Consider the following 15021-nt stretch of genomic DNA (forward strand, 5'->3'; position numbering starts at 1 on the left):
CCCGTCATCCCGTGGGCGGCGTCTGGGTCTGGAGCAGGGTCCGCAGGCGCGTGGTGCGGTCCTTGAACGGGATCTCCGCGACCGCCCGTGGCAGCGCCGCCTCCACGCCGTGCACCACGGACAGATGCCGCTCACCCCGGCTGAACGCCGTGTAGACCCAGGCCCGGGTCAGCCCGGCCGCCGCGTCCCCCGGGAGCACCACGACCGCCGCGGACCAGCGCATTCCGGCCGCCTGGTGCGCGGTGAGCGCCCAGCCGTGCCGCACCAGGTCGCCGACCTGCTCACGGGGCACCACCACCGGCGCGCCCGCGCAGTCCAGCCGCAGCCCCTCGGCATCCGCCGACACCACCGTGCCCGGGAGGGCACGGCCCGGCGCCGGGGTGTAGGCGACACGGTCGCCCGGGTCGAACCCGGCGAACCTGCCGGGACCGGGGTTCAGCCGCTCCTTCAGGGCGGCGTTGAGGGCCCGCGTCCCGGCCGCGCCACCATGGCCCGGCGTGATCACCTGCGTCTGCTCCGACGGCACGCCGATCGCGCGCGGCACCGAGTCCGCGACCAGCTGCACGGTGCGGTGCACCGCCTCGCCCGCGTCGCGCACGGGGACGATCACGACCTCCTTGCCCGGTGCCTCCACCTGGTTCAGCTCACCGATGCCGATGCCCGAGACCAGCTCGCCGATCGGCCCCGGGTCGGGTGTACGGGAGACCACCTGCGGGCAGCGGCGGGCCGCGACCAGATCCGCGAAGACCCGGCCGGGCCCGGCCGACCACAGCACGCCCGGATCCCCGCTCAGCACCAGCCGGGCACCGTCCGGCAGGGATTCGACGAGCATCGCCGCCGTCTCCACGTCCAGCTGGGGGGCGTCCAGCACGGCGATCAGGTCGACCGCCAGCGCGCCGTCCTCGTCGCGCCCCGGGCCCTCGCTGCCCGCGAGCAGCCCGGCGACGGTGACGGCCGCGTCGGCGCCGACCTCCGCGGCCAGCCGCCGCCTGCCGTCCTCGCTGTGCGCGGCGGCGCAGACCCGCAGCCCCATCGACTGCGCGGCGGCGACCAGCGCCGCCGGTTCGGCCCGGGCGGCCTCGCCGCCGCTGTGCGTGACCAGGCCGTGTGCCGCGGCGGTACGGATCAGCTCCGCCGCGGACGGGGACGGCGCGGCGGCGGCCGCCGCCGCCCAGTCCGGCGCGGACTCGTGCGCGTCGACGAAGGTGCTGATCAGCCGCGCGAACCCGTCCGCCAGGCTCTCCTCGGCCAGCGCGTACCGGTCGAGCCCCAGCAGGACCCGGACCGGCTGCTCGGCCTCCTCGTCGTCGGGCGCGGCGGGCCGGGCGCCCGCGGGGGCCTCCAGGGCGTCCTGGAAGACCAGCACCCCGCCGCCCGCGATGGCCGCCCGCAGCGCCTCGTCCGGGTCCGGTACGGATACCTCGGCGAGCGCGGCACGCAGTGCGGACGACTCCAGCGCGGTGTGCCCTTCGAGGGCGGCGCGCTCCAGCAACCAGCCGGTGAGCGCCTGCGAGCGGCGCTCGTCGCCCGGCCCGCACTCCGGCCCCAGCAGGGCACGGGCGAACCCGTCGGCCTGGTCGGGGCGCACCCCGGGCACGGCGAGCAGCTGCCAGGGGTCCTCGCGCAACGCCTCGGCGGCGCGCTCCCCGAGGGTCTCGGCGACCGGGACGGCCAGCGCCTCGGGCGCCCCGCCCGCCGCCAGCACCTCCCGGACTCCGTCCACGCCCGCCGCCACGGGCCGCACCGGCGGCGGGACGGGAGCCGGACCGGGGGCACGGGACGGTTCGGCCGCGGGAGCGGCGGCCGCGCGTGGCCGGGCGGGCGCGGCCGGACGGGGCTCGTTGAAGAACGACGCCGCCGACCGCTCCCCGCTCTCCACGGCCCGCACGGCGGCGGCCAGCGCCTCGGCGGCAGCCGACCGCCCGCCGGATCCCGCCCCGGCCCCGCCGGGTGTCTGCCCGGGGGCATCCGCGGGAGCCGGGCCCCCCGATGTGGTGGTGCCGCTCCCCGCCGGCTCGGCACCGGCGCCGGTCTCGGCGTGCGCGTCCGCGGGGGCGCCGCCCCCGGCCTCGGGCCGGGGCGATCCCGTCGTGGCGCTCTCCGCGTCCGCCGGGGCGGCCTCATCCGGCTCGCCGCCCGGCCGGGCGGCTGCTGACGCGGCGTCGGGCCCGTCGGCGGGGCTCCCCGGCGCCGACGGCGCCGCTTGGGCATCGGCGGGCGCGGCGCGCTCCGCGCTCGCCTCGGTGGCCTCCTCGGGCGGGGGGTCGCCGGCGAGGTGGTCGGTCGTCACAGCGTGCTCCAGTCCTGATCGGGATAGCGGTGCACGGGCGCCGACACATCGTCGAGCGCCTGGCAGATCTCGTCCGGAAGACTAAGGGCCTCCACCGACAGCGCCGTGCGCAACTGCCGCGCGTTGCGCGCGCCCACGATGGGCGCGGTCACGCCCGGGCGGTCGCGCACCCAGGCGAGCGCGACGTGCAGGGCGCTGGTGGCCAGGCCGTCGGCGGCGATGGCCACCGCGTCGACGATCCGGCTCGCCTCCTCGTCGAGGTACGGGGCGACGAAGGCGGCCAGCTCGGAGGCGCCACGGGAGTCGGAGGGCGTCATGTGGCGGTACTTTCCGGTCAGTACGCCACGCCCCAGGGGCGAGGAGGGCAGCAGGCCGATGCCGAGGTCCAGGGCGGCGGGGAGCACTTCGCGCTCGACGCCGCGCTGGAGCAGCGAATACTCCATCTGGGTGCTGGCCAGCCGGGTGTGGGCACCGGAGGAGGCCAGCTGCCAGGTGGCGGCCTTGGCGAGCTGCCAGCCGCAGAAGTTGGACACGCCGACATACCGCGCCCGCCCGCTGCTGACCGCTATGTCGAGCGCCTGCAGGGTCTCCTCGAGCGGGGTGACGGGGTCGAAGGCGTGCACCTGCCACAGGTCGACGTGGTCCGTGCCCAGCCGCTCCAGCGAGGCGTCCAGGGCCGCCAGGAGATGGCCACGGGAGCCGTCGAAGCGGCGGTCCGGGTCGGGGACGCTGCCCGCCTTGGTGGCGATCTGCAGATCGCGCCGCGGCACCAGCCCCTCCAGCAGCCGCCCGAGCAGATACTCCGCCTCTCCGTCCGCGTACACATCGGCGGTGTCGACCAGCGTCCCGCCCGCCTCCCAGAACGCCTTGAGCTGGTCCGCCGCCTCATGTTCGCCGGTGTCCCGCCCCCAGGTGAGCGTGCCGAGCCCGAGCCGGGATACGCGCAGGCCGGTGCGGCCCAGGTGCCTTAGCTCCATGTACGTCGCTCCATGAACATCGAGATTACTGGCCGGAAAGCGGACCGTGTCAGCCTGTGGATAACCCACCCCTGACGTACCGCGGGTTCGCGCGCTAGAGTCCCCGGAACAGCGACGTTACTGATCAGTAAGAGGTGCGGCACCATGGGTATGCGGCTCGGAATCAACCTCGGCTACTGGGGCGCGGGGATGGACGCGGACAACCTCGCGGTGGCACGTGAGGCCGACCGGCTCGGCTACTCGGTCTGCTGGGCGGCGGAGGCGTACGGATCGGATGCCGCCACCGTGCTCTCGTGGGTCGCCGCGCAGACCGAGCGCATCGACGTCGGCTCGGCCATCTTCCAGATCCCGGCCCGTACGCCCGCGATGACGGCGATGACCGCCGCCACCCTGGACTCCCTCTCCGGCGGCCGGTTCCGCCTCGGCCTCGGCGTCTCGGGGCCGCAGGTCTCGGAGGGCTGGTACGGCGTGCGGTTCGACAAGCCGCTCGCCCGCACCCGCGAGTACGTGGAGATCATCCGCAAGGCGATGTCGCGCGAGCGGCTGACCCACGAGGGCGCCAACTGGACCCTGCCGCTGCCCGGCGGTCCGGGCAAGCCCATCAAGCTCACGGTGCACCCGGTGCGCGAGCACATCCCGCTCTACATCGCGGCCATCGGTCCGAAGAACCTGGAGCAGACCGGCGAGATCGCCGACGGCGCCCTGGTCATCTTCTTCGCCCCCGAGCACGCCGAGGCGACCACCCTCGGCTCGCTGCGGGCCGGCCGGGAGAAGGCGGGCAAGACCCTCGACGGCTTCGACCTGGTGCCCACCGTCCCGCTCGCGGTGGGCCAGGACGTCCGCGGCCTCGCCGACCAGTTCCGCCCGTACACCGCGCTCTACGTGGGCGGCATGGGCAGCGCCAAGCAGAACTTCTACAACAAGCTCGCCCAGCGCATGGGGTACGAGAAGGAGGCCGCCGAGATCCAGGAGAAGTACCTGGCCGGGGACAAGGAGGGCGCCGCCGCGGCCGTCCCGCACGAGCTGATCGACTCCACCACGCTGCTCGGCCCGGTCGAGCGCATCGCCGACCGGATGCGGGCGTACGCCGAGGCCGGTGTCACCACCCTGTCGCTCAGCCCCGCGGGATTCACGCTGGAGGAGCGGGTCGCCGGGCTGCGGGCCGGTGTCGAGGCGCTGGAGCGCGCGGGGCTCGCGTAGCCGGGTCCGCGCGGGGGGATGTCTTCGCGGCCGTGGTGGGGGCTCGGGGGTCTTCCCCGCCACGGCCGTCACCGAGCACAACGCCTCCGGTGCCGCCGGGTTACGCGTCCGGCGGGACCCTCGGTATTCGCTCGTGATTCCCTCGTACGGATGAGCCGGACGCTCCACCTGTTGCCTCGGCCGATACCCGGCATTTGACTCTTTTCAGCGCGGACATCGCGACCATCGCGCATGCCGTGCCCGGAGGTGGCAGTCATGCTCTCGGCGAAAAGCGTCTTCCAGGAGATCCTCGGGAACGACGAGTCGTTCCGGCTGTTCTGCTCCATCGCGGCCAGCGGCGAGGCGCAGGGCGGCTGGGAGAACGGCCGGATCGCCGCGCTCGTGCCCGACAGCCGGCGTTCCCTCGCCCCCAAGATCGCCCGCCATGGCGCGGACGAGGACAAGCACGGCCGGATCTTCGACGCCCTGCTCCGCAAGCGCGGCCTGGAGCCGGTGGAGGTGCCGCGGGCGGCGGACTACACCATGCTGCTGGAGGCCCGCGGCGTCGGCCTCGCCCACGAGAAGCTGCGCCGCGACGAACCGCTCACCGAGCACGACATCGTCCTCTACCTCGCCCACAGCCGGGTCACCGAGCAGCGCGCCGCCGCGCAGATGACCATGTTGCGCGACTGCTTCGGCGACCATCCGGAGGTCGGCCGGGCGGTCACGATGATCGCCAAGGACGAGGAGAACCACCTCGCCTACTGCCACGAGGAGTTGCTGCGGCTGGCCGCCGCCGGGTACGGCCGGACCATCCAGCGGGCGCTGCGGGAGTGCGCGCTGGTGGAAATGGAGGTTCACCGGTGCGTCAGCCTCGCCGTGCTGGCGCAGATGGGGCGCATCCTCGGCTGGTCGAAGTGGAAGACCGCGGTGCTGACGGCGGGCATCAAGGCCGGGTACGGGTACGAGCGGCTGGGCGGCTGGCGGCGCATGGTGACGCTGCGGATGCCCGAGCGGCGGGACGCGCTGGGGGCCACGGAGACGGCCGCCCCCGAGGCGCCCGAGTTCGCCTGAACCCCGATCCCGAAGGGCCAAGCCCGTTCAGAGCCAGCCGCGCCGCTTGAACATGCGGTACAGCAGCGCGATCACTCCGGCCATCAGCCCCAGCGCGGCCGGATAGCCCCACGGCTGGCGCAGCTCCCACATGTGCGTGAAGTTCATGCCGTAGATGCCGGCGATCAGCGTCGGCACCGCCGCCATCGCCGCCCACGCGGAGATCTTCCGCATGTCGTCGTTCTGCCGCACGCCCATCTGCGCCAGATGGGCCGAGAGGATGTCCGACAGCAGCCGGTCCAGGCCCTCCACATGCTCGTTCACCCGGGTCAGATGGTCGCTGACGTCGCGGAAGAACGGCCGCGAGCCCTCGTGGACGAACGGCACCCCGGCGCCCGCGAGCCGGGTCATCGGCTCCGCCAACGGGCCCGTGGCGCGGCGGAATTCGAGCACCTCGCGCTTGAAGGCGTAGATCCGGCCCGCGGTGTTCTGGCCCCCGCCGCCGTCCGGTGCGAACACCTCGGTCTCCAGGCCGTCCAGGTCCTCGTGGAGGGCGTCCGCGACGTCCAGGTAGTGGTCCACGACCGCGTCGGCGACCGCGTACATCACCGCCGTCGGCCCGTGCTGGAGCACATCCGGGGTCTCCTCCAGCCGCTCCCGCACCGTGCTCAGCGGATTGGCCTCGCCGTGCCGTACGGTCACCACGAAGGAGTCACCCACGAACACCATCAGCTCACCGGCGGTGACGGTCCCGGCCTTCTCCTCGTACTGGACCGGCTTGAGCACGAGGAACAGCGAGTCGTCATAGATCTCCAGCTTGGGCCGCTGGTGCGCGGTCAGCGCGTCCTCCACGGCCAGCGGGTGCAGCCCGAACTCGCTGGTGACCAGCTCGAACTCCTTCTCCGTCGGCTCGTGCAGCCCGATCCAGAGGAAGGAGCCCCCGGTCAGACGCGCCTGGTCGAGGGCGTCGGAGAAGTCGGCGGGTCCCTCGGTGCGGCACCCGTCCTGGTAGATGGCACAATCCACGATCACGCGGGGCATTGTGCCTCGCCCGGGTAAGAAGCGCACCGGGGGGAAGCGCACACGACGTGCGCACACCCTCCCTGAGGCGGCCCGGAGGGGTCGTAGGGTGGCAGGCATGCCCACGCTGATCCTCGTCCGGCACGGCCGGTCCACCGCGAACACGGCCGGCGTCCTCGCGGGCTGGACCCCCGGCGTCGCCCTCGACGAGCGCGGCGCCGCCCAGGCCGCGGCGCTGCCCGGGCGGCTCGCCGGGCTGCCGCTCGCCGCCGCCGTCGCCAGCCCGCTCCAGCGCTGCCAGGAGACGCTGGCCCCGCTGCTCGCCGCCCGTCCCGGACTGCCGCTGCACGCCGAGGAGCGGATCGGGGAGTGCCACTACGGCGACTGGTCGGGCCGCAAACTCGCCGAGCTGGCCGATGAACCGCTGATGAACGTCGTCCAGCAGCATCCGTCCGCCGCCGCCTTCCCCGGGGGCGAGTCCATGCGCGCCATGCAGGCGCGCGCGGTCGACGCGGTGCGCGACTGGAACGCCCGGGTCGAGGAGGAGCACGGCGCCGACGCGTCCTACCTGATGTGCTCGCACGGCGACATCATCAAGGCGATCGTCGCGGACGCGCTCGGCCTCCACCTCGACCTCTTCCAGCGGATCTCGGTCGAGCCCTGCTCGGTCACCGCGATCCGCTACACCCCCACCCGCCCCTTCGTCGTACGGCTGGGGGACACCGGCGACTTCGCGGGGCTCGCGCCCCGGGCGGACGCCCCCGCCGACCGTGGCGGGGACGCGGCGGTGGGCGGCGACGCGGGGGCACCATGATCTCCGGGCGCAGTAGGGTGGTCCCGCGGCGCGGCCGCGCCGCGGCAGCCGCGACCTGAGTAGTCAACCAGCCGACCCGTCGACGCAAATGGAGCAGGACGTTGTCCCGTCAGGTGTTCCTCTATGACCCGCCGGACCGATTCGTCGCCGGTACGGTCGGGCTGCCTGGCCGCCGTACCTTTTTCCTGCAGGCGTCCGCGGGTGGCCGGACCACCAGCGTGGCACTGGAGAAGACCCAGGTCGCGGCGCTTGCCGAGCGGATAGACGAGCTGCTCGACGAGGTGGTGCGGCGCACGGGTGGCAACGCGCCGGTACCGGCCGTCGCCCCCTCCGAACTCAGCGACACCGCACCGCTGGACGCCCCCGTGGAAGAGGAATTCCGCGTCGGCACGATGGCCCTCGCCTGGGACGGCGAGGAACAGCGCATGGTCGTGGAGGCGCAGGCGCTCGTCGAGCTGGAGGCCGAGTCCGAGGAAGACCTCGCCGAGGCCGAGGAACGGCTCCTGCAGGACGATGTGAACGGGCCTCCCATGCTGCGGGTGCGGCTCACCGGCACCCAGGCACGCGCCTTCGCCAAGCGGGCGCTGGACGTCGTCAACGCCGGCCGGCCGCCCTGCCCGCTGTGCAGCCTGCCGCTCGACCCGGAAGGACACGTATGTCCGCGCCAGAACGGATACCGCCGCGAAGCCTGACGCCCCCCGAGCCGTCCGAGCTGCTGGCCCGGGGCGAGCTGACGGTGCGCGGCCGGGTCCGCGAGGCGTCCAACGCGGTGCTCTACTGCACGGTCGAGTACGAGGGCCACAGCGCCCCCTGCGTCTACAAGCCGGTGGCGGGGGAGCGGCCGCTGTGGGACTTCCCGGACGGCACGCTCGCGCAGCGCGAGGTCGCGGCGTACGAGATCTCCGAGGCGACCGGCTGGGGCCTGGTCCCGCCCACCGTGCTGCGCGACGGGCCGTACGGGCAGGGCATGTGCCAGCTGTGGGTCGAGGTGGCCGACGGCGAGCCCCGGGGCTCCGATGAGTTCGACGGCACCGGCGGGTCGGCCGCCGACGGGACCGAACTGCTCGCGCTCGTCGAGGGCGACGAGCCGGGCCCCGGCTGGAAGGCGGTCGGCTTCGCGGAGGTCGGCGAGGGCCGCACCGCGCTGCTGGTGCACGCCGATGACGTACGGCTGCGGCGGCTGGCCGTACTCGACGCGGTGATCAACAACGGCGACCGCAAGGGCGGCCATCTGCTGCCCGCCGCGGGCGGCCGGCTCTATGCGATTGATCACGGTGTGACCTTCAACGCCGAGGACAAGCTGCGCACCCTGCTGTGGGGATGGGCCGGGGAGCCGCTGCCGGACGACATGCTGGAGGTGCTGCGCCGACTGGCGGACCAGCTCGCCGACGGCCCGCTCCACGCCCGGCTGACGAAGCTGATCACCGACGCCGAGATCGAGGCGCTGCGGGCCCGGGTGGCGGCCCTGCTGCGGACCGGGGTGCACCCCGTGCCCAGCGGCCAGTGGCCCGCCATCCCGTGGCCGCCGGTCTGAGCCGAGGGCGTACGGGGCGGCCACGACAGCAGCGGCCAAGCAGCTCACGGCCGTATGCGCAAGACCGCCTATCCGGCCAACAAACGGTCAGCGGGACCGGTCCGGTTCGTATCCGGAACTGGCATCCGGTTACGCTCATTGCATGTATGCCTGGCCCGCTTCCGAGGTTCCCGCCCTGCCTGGCAGAGGCCGCGACCTGAGGATCCACGACACCGCGACCGGGGGACCGATCACCCTCACCCCCGGCCCCGTCGCCCGCATCTACGTCTGCGGCATCACGCCGTACGACGCGACCCACATGGGTCATGCGGCGACCTACAACGCGTTCGACCTCGTCCAGCGCGTGTGGCTCGACACCAAGCGCCAGGTCCACTACGTCCAGAACGTCACCGACATCGACGATCCGCTGCTGGAGCGGGCCGTGGCGAACGGCGACGACTGGACGGCCCTCGCCGAGCGTGAGACCGCCCTCTTCCGCGAGGACATGACGGCCCTGCGGATGCTGCCCCCGCGCCACTTCATCGGCGCCGTCGAGTCCATACCGGGGATCGTGCCGCTCGTGGAGCGGCTGCGGGACGCGGGCGCGGCCTACGAGGTCGAGGGCGACATCTACTTCTCCGTGGAGTCCGACCCCGCCTTCGGCTCGGTCAGCCGCCTCGACGCCGAGGCCATGCGGCTGCTGTCCGCCGAGCGCGGCGGCGACCCGGAGCGCCCGGGCAAGAAGAACCCGCTGGACCCGATGCTGTGGGTGGCCGCCCGTGAGGGCGAGCCGAGTTGGGACGGCGGCTCGCTCGGCCGCGGCCGCCCCGGCTGGCACATCGAGTGCGTGGCCATCGCCCTCGACCACCTCGGCATGGGTTTCGACGTCCAGGGCGGCGGCTCGGATCTCGCCTTCCCGCATCACGAGATGGGCGCCTCGCACGCCCAGGTCCTCACCGGCGAGCGGCCGTTCGCGCAGTCGTACGTGCACGCCGGGATGGTCGGGCTGGACGGCGAGAAGATGTCCAAGTCCAAGGGCAATCTGGTCTTCGTCTCCGCGCTGCGCCGCGACGGCGTCGACCCGGCCGCCATCCGGCTCGCGCTGCTGGCCCACCACTACCGCTCCGACTGGGAGTGGACCGACGGCGTCCTGCGGGACGCCGAGGCCCGCCTCGCCCGCTGGCGCGCCGCCGTCTCACGGCCGGACGGCCCGTCGGCGGACGCGCTGGTGGAGGAGGTGCGGGAGGCCCTGGCGAACGACCTCGACTCCCCGGCGGCCCTGGCTGCCGTGGACCGCTGGGCCGCCGCCCAGTCGTCCTCCGGCGGCCCGGACGAGGGAGCCCCGGGCCTGGTCTCCCGAGCGGTGGACGCCCTGCTGGGCGTAGCCCTGTAGCCCTCCCTGTAGGCCTCAGCCCGGCCCCCGGCACCGGAGTGAAGCCCTCAGGACCCCGGGTCCTGGGGGCTTCAGCCTTGGCTTCGCCCCGGCCCCCCGAGGGGCGGCCCCGGCGCTCGCCGGGGTCAGCCCTGGTCGTCCGGGCGGTCGTCCGGGCCGGTGCTGCCCGCGTCCTCGTCGCTGCCGGAGGCGTCGTCGCCGGAATCGTCGTCCTTCGCGGACGGCTTCCGGGGGCGGGGGTGGCCGCTGCCGGGGTCGCGCAGGTACGGGGCGCCCTCGCGGCCGTCGGCCATGCCGCCGGTGCCCGTCTCCGTCGCATGGCCGCCCGGCGTGCCCGGTGAGCCGTCCCGGCGGCGCAGGTAGCGCTCGAATTCGCGCGCGATCGCCTCGCCCGACGCCTCCGGCAGCTCCGCGGTGTCCCGGGCCTCCTCCAGCGACTGGACGTACTCGGCGACCTCGCTGTCCTCCGAGGCCAGTTGGTCCACGCCGAGCTGCCAGGCGCGCGCGTCCTCGGTCAGCTCGCCGAGCGGGATGCGGACGCCGATCAGGTCCTCGAGGCGGTTCAGCAGGGCCAGGGTCGCCTTCGGGTTCGGCGGCTGGGAGACGTAGTGCGGGACGGCCGCCCACAGGCTCACCGCGGGGACACCGGCGTGGGTGCAGGCCTCCTGGAGGATGCCGACGATGCCGGTCGGGCCCTCGTAGCGGGTCTCCTCGAGGTCGAGGCTGCGGGCCAGGTCCGGGTCGGAGGTGACACCGCTGACCGGCACCGGCCGGGTGTGCGGGGTGTCGCCGAGCAGTGCCCCGAGGACGACGACCATCTCGACGCCCAACTCATGGGCGTAGCCGAGGATCTCGTTGCAGAACGACCGCCACCGCATGCTCGGCTCGATACCGCGCACCAGCACCAGGTCGCGGGTCTTCTCGCCGCCCTCCGCGCGGACCACGGAGAGCCGGGTGGTCGGCCAGGTGATCTTGCGGACCCCGTTGTCCAGCGCGACGGTGGGCCGGTTCACCTGGAAGTCGTAGTAGTCCTCGGCGTCGAGGGAGGCGAGGACCTCGCCCTTCCACTCCCGATCCAGGTGCCCGACCGCGGTGGAGGCGGCGTCTCCGGCGTCGTTCCAGCCCTCGAAGGCACAGATCATGACCGGGTCGATCAGCTCGGGAACCCCCTCAAGCTCGATCACCCAGCGCCTCCTTCCGACCGGGGCGGACGGGTTGGTGCCGCCCCCGGTTGCAGTTCGTTTGCGTGCGCCCCAAGCCTACGGCTTCAAGGGGCTCCCGCCGCAGCCCCCGTACAGCAACCCACAGTGATTCATCCGACCTGTTTCCCGAAAGTTCCGGCACACCTCTGGACGAGACCCCCAAGTCAGCGCTATACATCGGATCACCGATAAAGGTCCGATGTTCTATTGCGCGTCGTTCAGGGAGCCCCCCATTGAGTTTGCGCCCGACCGTCACTGAGTTCGAGGTCCATGACATCCGGTTTCCCACCTCGGAGCAGCTCGACGGCTCGGACGCCATGAATCCGGACCCCGACTACTCCGCTGCCTATGTGGTGCTCCGCACGGACGCCGATGACACCACCGAGGGCGCCGCCGGGGCGGAAGGCCACGGTTTCGTCTTCACCATCGGCCGCGGCAACGACGTGACCGCCGCCGCCATCCACTCCCTGCGCCCCCAGGTCGTCGGCCGTCCCGCCCCGCTCACCGCGGCCGAGCTGGCCGACCTCTACCGTGATCTCACCCATGACTCGCAGCTGCGCTGGCTCGGCCCGGAGAAGGGCGTCATGCACATGGCGGCGGGCGCGGTGGTGAACGCCGCCTGGGACCTCGCCGCCCGGCAGGCCGGAAAGCCGCTGTGGCAGTTCCTGGCCGACATGTCGCCCGAGGAGCTGGCCGACCTCGTCGACTACCGCTACCTCAGCGACGCCCTCACCCGCGACGAGGCGCTTGAGATCCTGCGCGCCGCCGAGCCCGGCCGCGCCGAGCGCGCCGCGCGCTTGCGCGAGCGCGGCTACCCCGCCTACACCACCTCGCCGGGCTGGCTCGGCTACTCCGACGAGAAAATGATCAAGCTGGCGCAGGAGGCGGTCTCCGACGGCTTCGATCAGATCAAGCTCAAGGTGGGCGGCGACCTCGACGAGGACCTCAGACGGATGCGGCTGGCCCGCGAGGCGGTCGGCCCGGACATCCGGATAGCCGTCGACGCCAACCAGCGCTGGGACGTCGCGGACGCGCTGCGCTGGATGAGCGCGCTGGCGCCGTACGACCCGCACTGGATCGAGGAGCCGACCAGCCCGGACGACGTCCTCGGCCACGCCGCCATCCGCGCCGGACAGCCGGTCAAGGTCGCCACCGGTGAGCATGTCGCCAACCGCGTCGTCTTCAAACAGCTGCTCCAGGCCGAAGCCGTCGACTTCGTGCAGATCGACGCGGCGCGGGTGGCCGGGGTCAACGAGAACCTGGCGATCCTGCTGCTCGCCGCCAAGCACGGGGTGCCGGTGTGCCCGCACGCGGGCGGCGTCGGGCTGTGCGAACTCGTCCAGCATCTGGCCATGTTCGACTTCGTGGCCGTCTCGGGCAGCTGGGAGGATCGGGTCATCGAGTACGTCGACCACCTCCACGAGCACTTCGCCGATCCGGTGGTCGTCGAGGCGGGCCGGTACCGCGCACCGGCCGCCCCTGGGTTCTCCGCCCGGATGCTGCCCGAGTCGATCGCCGCCTACCGCTATCCCGACGGGCCCGAATGGCAGGCCCGGAACGCCGCACAGCAGCCGGCACCGCAGTCCGTACGACAGGAGGAGACCCCTTGAGCCCCACCGGCGACTTCGAAGGGCTGGCCGCGCTCGTCACCGGCGGCGCCTCGGGCATCGGCGCCGCCATCGCCGCCACGCTGCGCGACCGCGGTGCGCGGGTCGCCGTGCTCGACCGGGACCCGTCGGGCGCCCCGGCCGGCACCCTGCCGGTCAAGACGGACGTCACCTCCGACGAGGGAGTACGGACCGCGGTGGAGGCGGTGGTGGCCGAATTCGGCGCCCTGCACACCGTCGTCGGCAACGCGGGCATCGGCGCGATCGGCACCGTCGAGGACAACTCCGACGAGGAGTGGCAGCGGCTGCTGGACGTCAACGTGCTGGGCCTGGTGCGCACCGCGCGGGCCGCGCTGCCGCATCTGCGCGCTGCGGCGGCCGACCGGCCCGGCGCCGTCTCGATCACCCACACCTGCTCGATCGCCGCCACCGCCGGACTGCCGCAGCGCGCCGCGTACAGCGCGAGCAAGGGCGCGGTGCTGTCGCTGACCCTCGCCATGGCCGCCGACCACGTACGCGAGGGCGTCCGCGTCAACTGCGTCAACCCCGGCACCGTCGACACCCCGTGGGTGGGGCGGCTGCTCGGCCAGGCCGCCGATCCGGCGGCCGAGCGCGCCGCCCTGGAGGCCCGTCAGCCGACCGGGCGGCTGGTGTCGGCCGAGGAGGTCGCCGCGGCCGTCGCGTACCTGGCGAGTCCCGCCGCCGCGGCCGTCACCGGCACCGCGCTGGCCGTCGACGGAGGGATGCAGGGGCTGCGCCTGCGCCCCGCCACCTGAGCCCCACCCCGCGCCGCCGCGCCCGCGCCGTACGACGCGCCGCGCGGCACCGCACCGCGCCACCGCACACCGCACCACCCCGCGCCGCCGCACCATCGCACCGCGCACCATCGCACCCCGCACCACGCACGTCGCACCACTCGACCAAGGACGGGACTCGATGACGAGACTCCGCACGACCGGAGCCGCGGCCTGCGCCGTGCTGCTCGCCGTCGCCGGGCTGGCCGGCTGCAACCGTGAGAGCAACGGCGCCGGAGGCGGCAAGGTCGGTATCGACATGCCGCGCACCGACACGGACTTCTGGAACTCCTACCAGCAGTACCTGGAGAAGGGCATCGACAAGGGCACGGTCTCCGCGCTCCCGCTGTCCAACTCGCAGAACGACATCTCCAAGCTCGTCTCCAACGTCCAGGCGTTCACCGACCAGGGCGCCAAGGCGATCGTCATGGCGCCCCAGGACACCGGGGCCATCTCCTCCACCCTGGAGCAGCTGGAGGAGAAGAAGATCCCCGTCGTCAGCGTGGACACCCGTCCCGACTCCGGCAAGATCTACATGGTGGTGCGGGCCGACAACCGGGCGTACGGCACCAAGGCGTGCGAATACCTCGGCCGGCAGCTGGGCGGCAAGGGCCGGGTCGCCGAACTCCAGGGCGACCTCAGCTCCATCAACGGCCGCGACCGGTCGCAGGCGTTCGCCTCCTGCATGAAGAAGAAGTACCCCGGCATCACGGTGCACGAGCTGCCCACCGACTGGAAGGGCGACGTCGCCTCCGCGAAGCTGCAGAGCCTGCTGGCCCAGCACCACAAGCTCGACGGCATCTACATGCAGGCGGGCGGCGCCTTCCTGCAGTCCACCCTGGCGCTGCTGGAGCAGAAGAAGCTGCTCAAGCCCGCGGGACAGACGGGCCACATCACGATCATCTCCAACGACGGCATACCGGAGGAGCTGGACGCGATCCGCGCCGGGAAGATCGACGCCACCCTCTCCCAGCCCGCCGACCTCTACGCCCAGTGGGCCCTGAACTACGCGAAGGCGGCGCTGGGCGGCGAGAAGTTCAAGCCCGGACCGACCAACCACGGCTCGAAGATCGTCAAGATCGAGAACGGTCTGGAGGACCAGCTTCCGGCGCCGCTGGTCACCAAGAAGAACGTCGACGACCCGAAGCTGTGGGCCAACCAGCTCGAAAAGAAGTAGCG

Annotated in this window: 13 protein-coding genes; 9 read left to right on the forward strand and 4 right to left on the reverse strand. The window is 73.2% G+C overall.

Translation table 11 applies throughout. The features are described 5' to 3' along the window. Nucleotides 1-4: 4 nt before the first annotated feature. A complete protein-coding gene (locus tag ABZ562_RS16845; RefSeq protein WP_361479411.1) occupies nt 5-2290 on the reverse strand; it encodes a helix-hairpin-helix domain-containing protein in 2286 nt (761 codons plus the stop codon). Further along, complete coding sequence (locus ABZ562_RS16850; protein WP_361479414.1) at nt 2287-3267, reverse strand: aldo/keto reductase; 981 nt, start codon at nt 3265-3267, stop codon at nt 2287-2289. Before ABZ562_RS16850 ends, ABZ562_RS16845 begins: the two co-directional genes overlap by 4 nt. Nucleotides 3268-3417: 150 nt before the next feature. Between ABZ562_RS16850 and ABZ562_RS16855 the strand changes: the two genes are divergently transcribed. Both ABZ562_RS16855 and ABZ562_RS16860 read left to right on the forward strand, forming a co-directional pair. Beyond that, on the forward strand, nt 3418-4467 hold the full coding sequence (locus ABZ562_RS16855; protein WP_361479852.1) for an LLM class F420-dependent oxidoreductase: 1050 nt from the start codon (nt 3418-3420) through the stop codon (nt 4465-4467). A 255-nt stretch (nt 4468-4722) separates the two neighbouring features. Then, a complete protein-coding gene (locus tag ABZ562_RS16860; RefSeq protein ID WP_361479417.1) occupies nt 4723-5520 on the forward strand; it encodes a ferritin-like domain-containing protein in 798 nt (265 codons plus the stop codon). 27 nt (nt 5521-5547) lie between these two features. Here ABZ562_RS16860 and ABZ562_RS16865 read toward each other — a convergent pair whose 3' ends face one another. Beyond that, the gene (locus tag ABZ562_RS16865) at nt 5548-6540 is read right to left on the reverse strand and encodes a magnesium and cobalt transport protein CorA (RefSeq protein WP_361479420.1); all 993 of its coding nucleotides are present in this window, start codon (nt 6538-6540) and stop codon (nt 5548-5550) included. Between the two features lie 97 nt (nt 6541-6637). Between ABZ562_RS16865 and ABZ562_RS16870 the strand changes: the two genes are divergently transcribed. The 4 genes from ABZ562_RS16870 to mshC all read left to right on the forward strand — a co-directional run bounded on the left by ABZ562_RS16870 (nt 6638) and on the right by mshC (nt 10239). Then, complete coding sequence (locus ABZ562_RS16870; protein ID WP_361479423.1) at nt 6638-7333, forward strand: histidine phosphatase family protein; 696 nt, start codon at nt 6638-6640, stop codon at nt 7331-7333. A gap of 101 nt (nt 7334-7434) precedes the next feature. Then, nucleotides 7435-8025 carry a DUF3090 domain-containing protein gene (locus ABZ562_RS16875; protein WP_361479426.1) on the forward strand — a complete coding sequence of 197 codons (591 nt, stop codon included), beginning with the start codon at nt 7435-7437 and terminating at the stop codon, nt 8023-8025. After that, nucleotides 7989-8867 (forward strand): SCO1664 family protein, encoded by an 879-nt coding sequence (locus ABZ562_RS16880; RefSeq protein WP_361479429.1) that lies wholly within the window; start codon nt 7989-7991, stop codon nt 8865-8867. Before ABZ562_RS16875 ends, ABZ562_RS16880 begins: the two co-directional genes overlap by 37 nt. Before the next feature lie 142 nt (nt 8868-9009). Then, nucleotides 9010-10239, forward strand: a complete 1230-nt coding sequence (mshC, locus tag ABZ562_RS16885) for a cysteine--1-D-myo-inosityl 2-amino-2-deoxy-alpha-D-glucopyranoside ligase (RefSeq protein ID WP_361479432.1) — start codon at nt 9010-9012, stop codon at nt 10237-10239. A gap of 125 nt (nt 10240-10364) precedes the next feature. On the opposite strand, the gene ABZ562_RS16890 is transcribed toward mshC, so the two are convergent. Continuing rightward, nucleotides 10365-11423 carry a PAC2 family protein gene (locus ABZ562_RS16890; RefSeq protein ID WP_361479435.1) on the reverse strand — a complete coding sequence of 353 codons (1059 nt, stop codon included), beginning with the start codon at nt 11421-11423 and terminating at the stop codon, nt 10365-10367. Nucleotides 11424-11680: 257 nt separating this feature from the next. On the opposite strand from ABZ562_RS16890, the gene ABZ562_RS16895 reads away from it, so the two are divergent. The 3 genes from ABZ562_RS16895 to ABZ562_RS16905 all read left to right on the forward strand — a co-directional run bounded on the left by ABZ562_RS16895 (nt 11681) and on the right by ABZ562_RS16905 (nt 15019). Beyond that, entirely contained in the window at nt 11681-13051 is a 1371-nt protein-coding gene (locus ABZ562_RS16895; protein WP_361479855.1) for an enolase C-terminal domain-like protein, read from the forward strand. After that, entirely contained in the window at nt 13048-13824 is a 777-nt protein-coding gene (locus ABZ562_RS16900) for an SDR family oxidoreductase (protein ID WP_361479438.1), read from the forward strand. Before ABZ562_RS16895 ends, ABZ562_RS16900 begins: the two co-directional genes overlap by 4 nt. 160 nt (nt 13825-13984) lie before the next feature. Then, the gene (locus ABZ562_RS16905; protein ID WP_361479441.1) at nt 13985-15019 is read left to right on the forward strand and encodes a sugar ABC transporter substrate-binding protein; all 1035 of its coding nucleotides are present in this window, start codon (nt 13985-13987) and stop codon (nt 15017-15019) included. Nucleotides 15020-15021 lie beyond the last annotated feature (2 nt).

It is taken from the genome of Streptomyces sp. NPDC019937 (assembly GCF_040631655.1).
Lineage (GTDB): Bacteria > Actinomycetota > Actinomycetes > Streptomycetales > Streptomycetaceae > Streptomyces.

Bases quoted from the DNA above. Each gene is read 5' to 3' on its own strand.
- ABZ562_RS16870 (WP_361479423.1), top strand. From the start codon at position 6,638: ATGCCCACGCTGATCCTCGTCCGGCACGGCCGGTCCACCGCGAACACG.
- ABZ562_RS16880 (WP_361479429.1), top strand. From the start codon at position 7,989: ATGTCCGCGCCAGAACGGATACCGCCGCGAAGCCTGACGCCCCCCGAG.
- ABZ562_RS16860 (WP_361479417.1), top strand. From the start codon at position 4,723: ATGCTCTCGGCGAAAAGCGTCTTCCAGGAGATCCTCGGGAACGACGAG.
- mshC (WP_361479432.1), top strand. From the start codon at position 9,010: ATGTATGCCTGGCCCGCTTCCGAGGTTCCCGCCCTGCCTGGCAGAGGC.
- ABZ562_RS16850 (WP_361479414.1), bottom strand. From the start codon at position 3,267: ATGGAGCTAAGGCACCTGGGCCGCACCGGCCTGCGCGTATCCCGGCTC.
- ABZ562_RS16855 (WP_361479852.1), top strand. From the start codon at position 3,418: ATGCGGCTCGGAATCAACCTCGGCTACTGGGGCGCGGGGATGGACGCG.
- ABZ562_RS16905 (WP_361479441.1), top strand. From the start codon at position 13,985: ATGACGAGACTCCGCACGACCGGAGCCGCGGCCTGCGCCGTGCTGCTC.
- ABZ562_RS16865 (WP_361479420.1), bottom strand. From the start codon at position 6,540: ATGCCCCGCGTGATCGTGGATTGTGCCATCTACCAGGACGGGTGCCGC.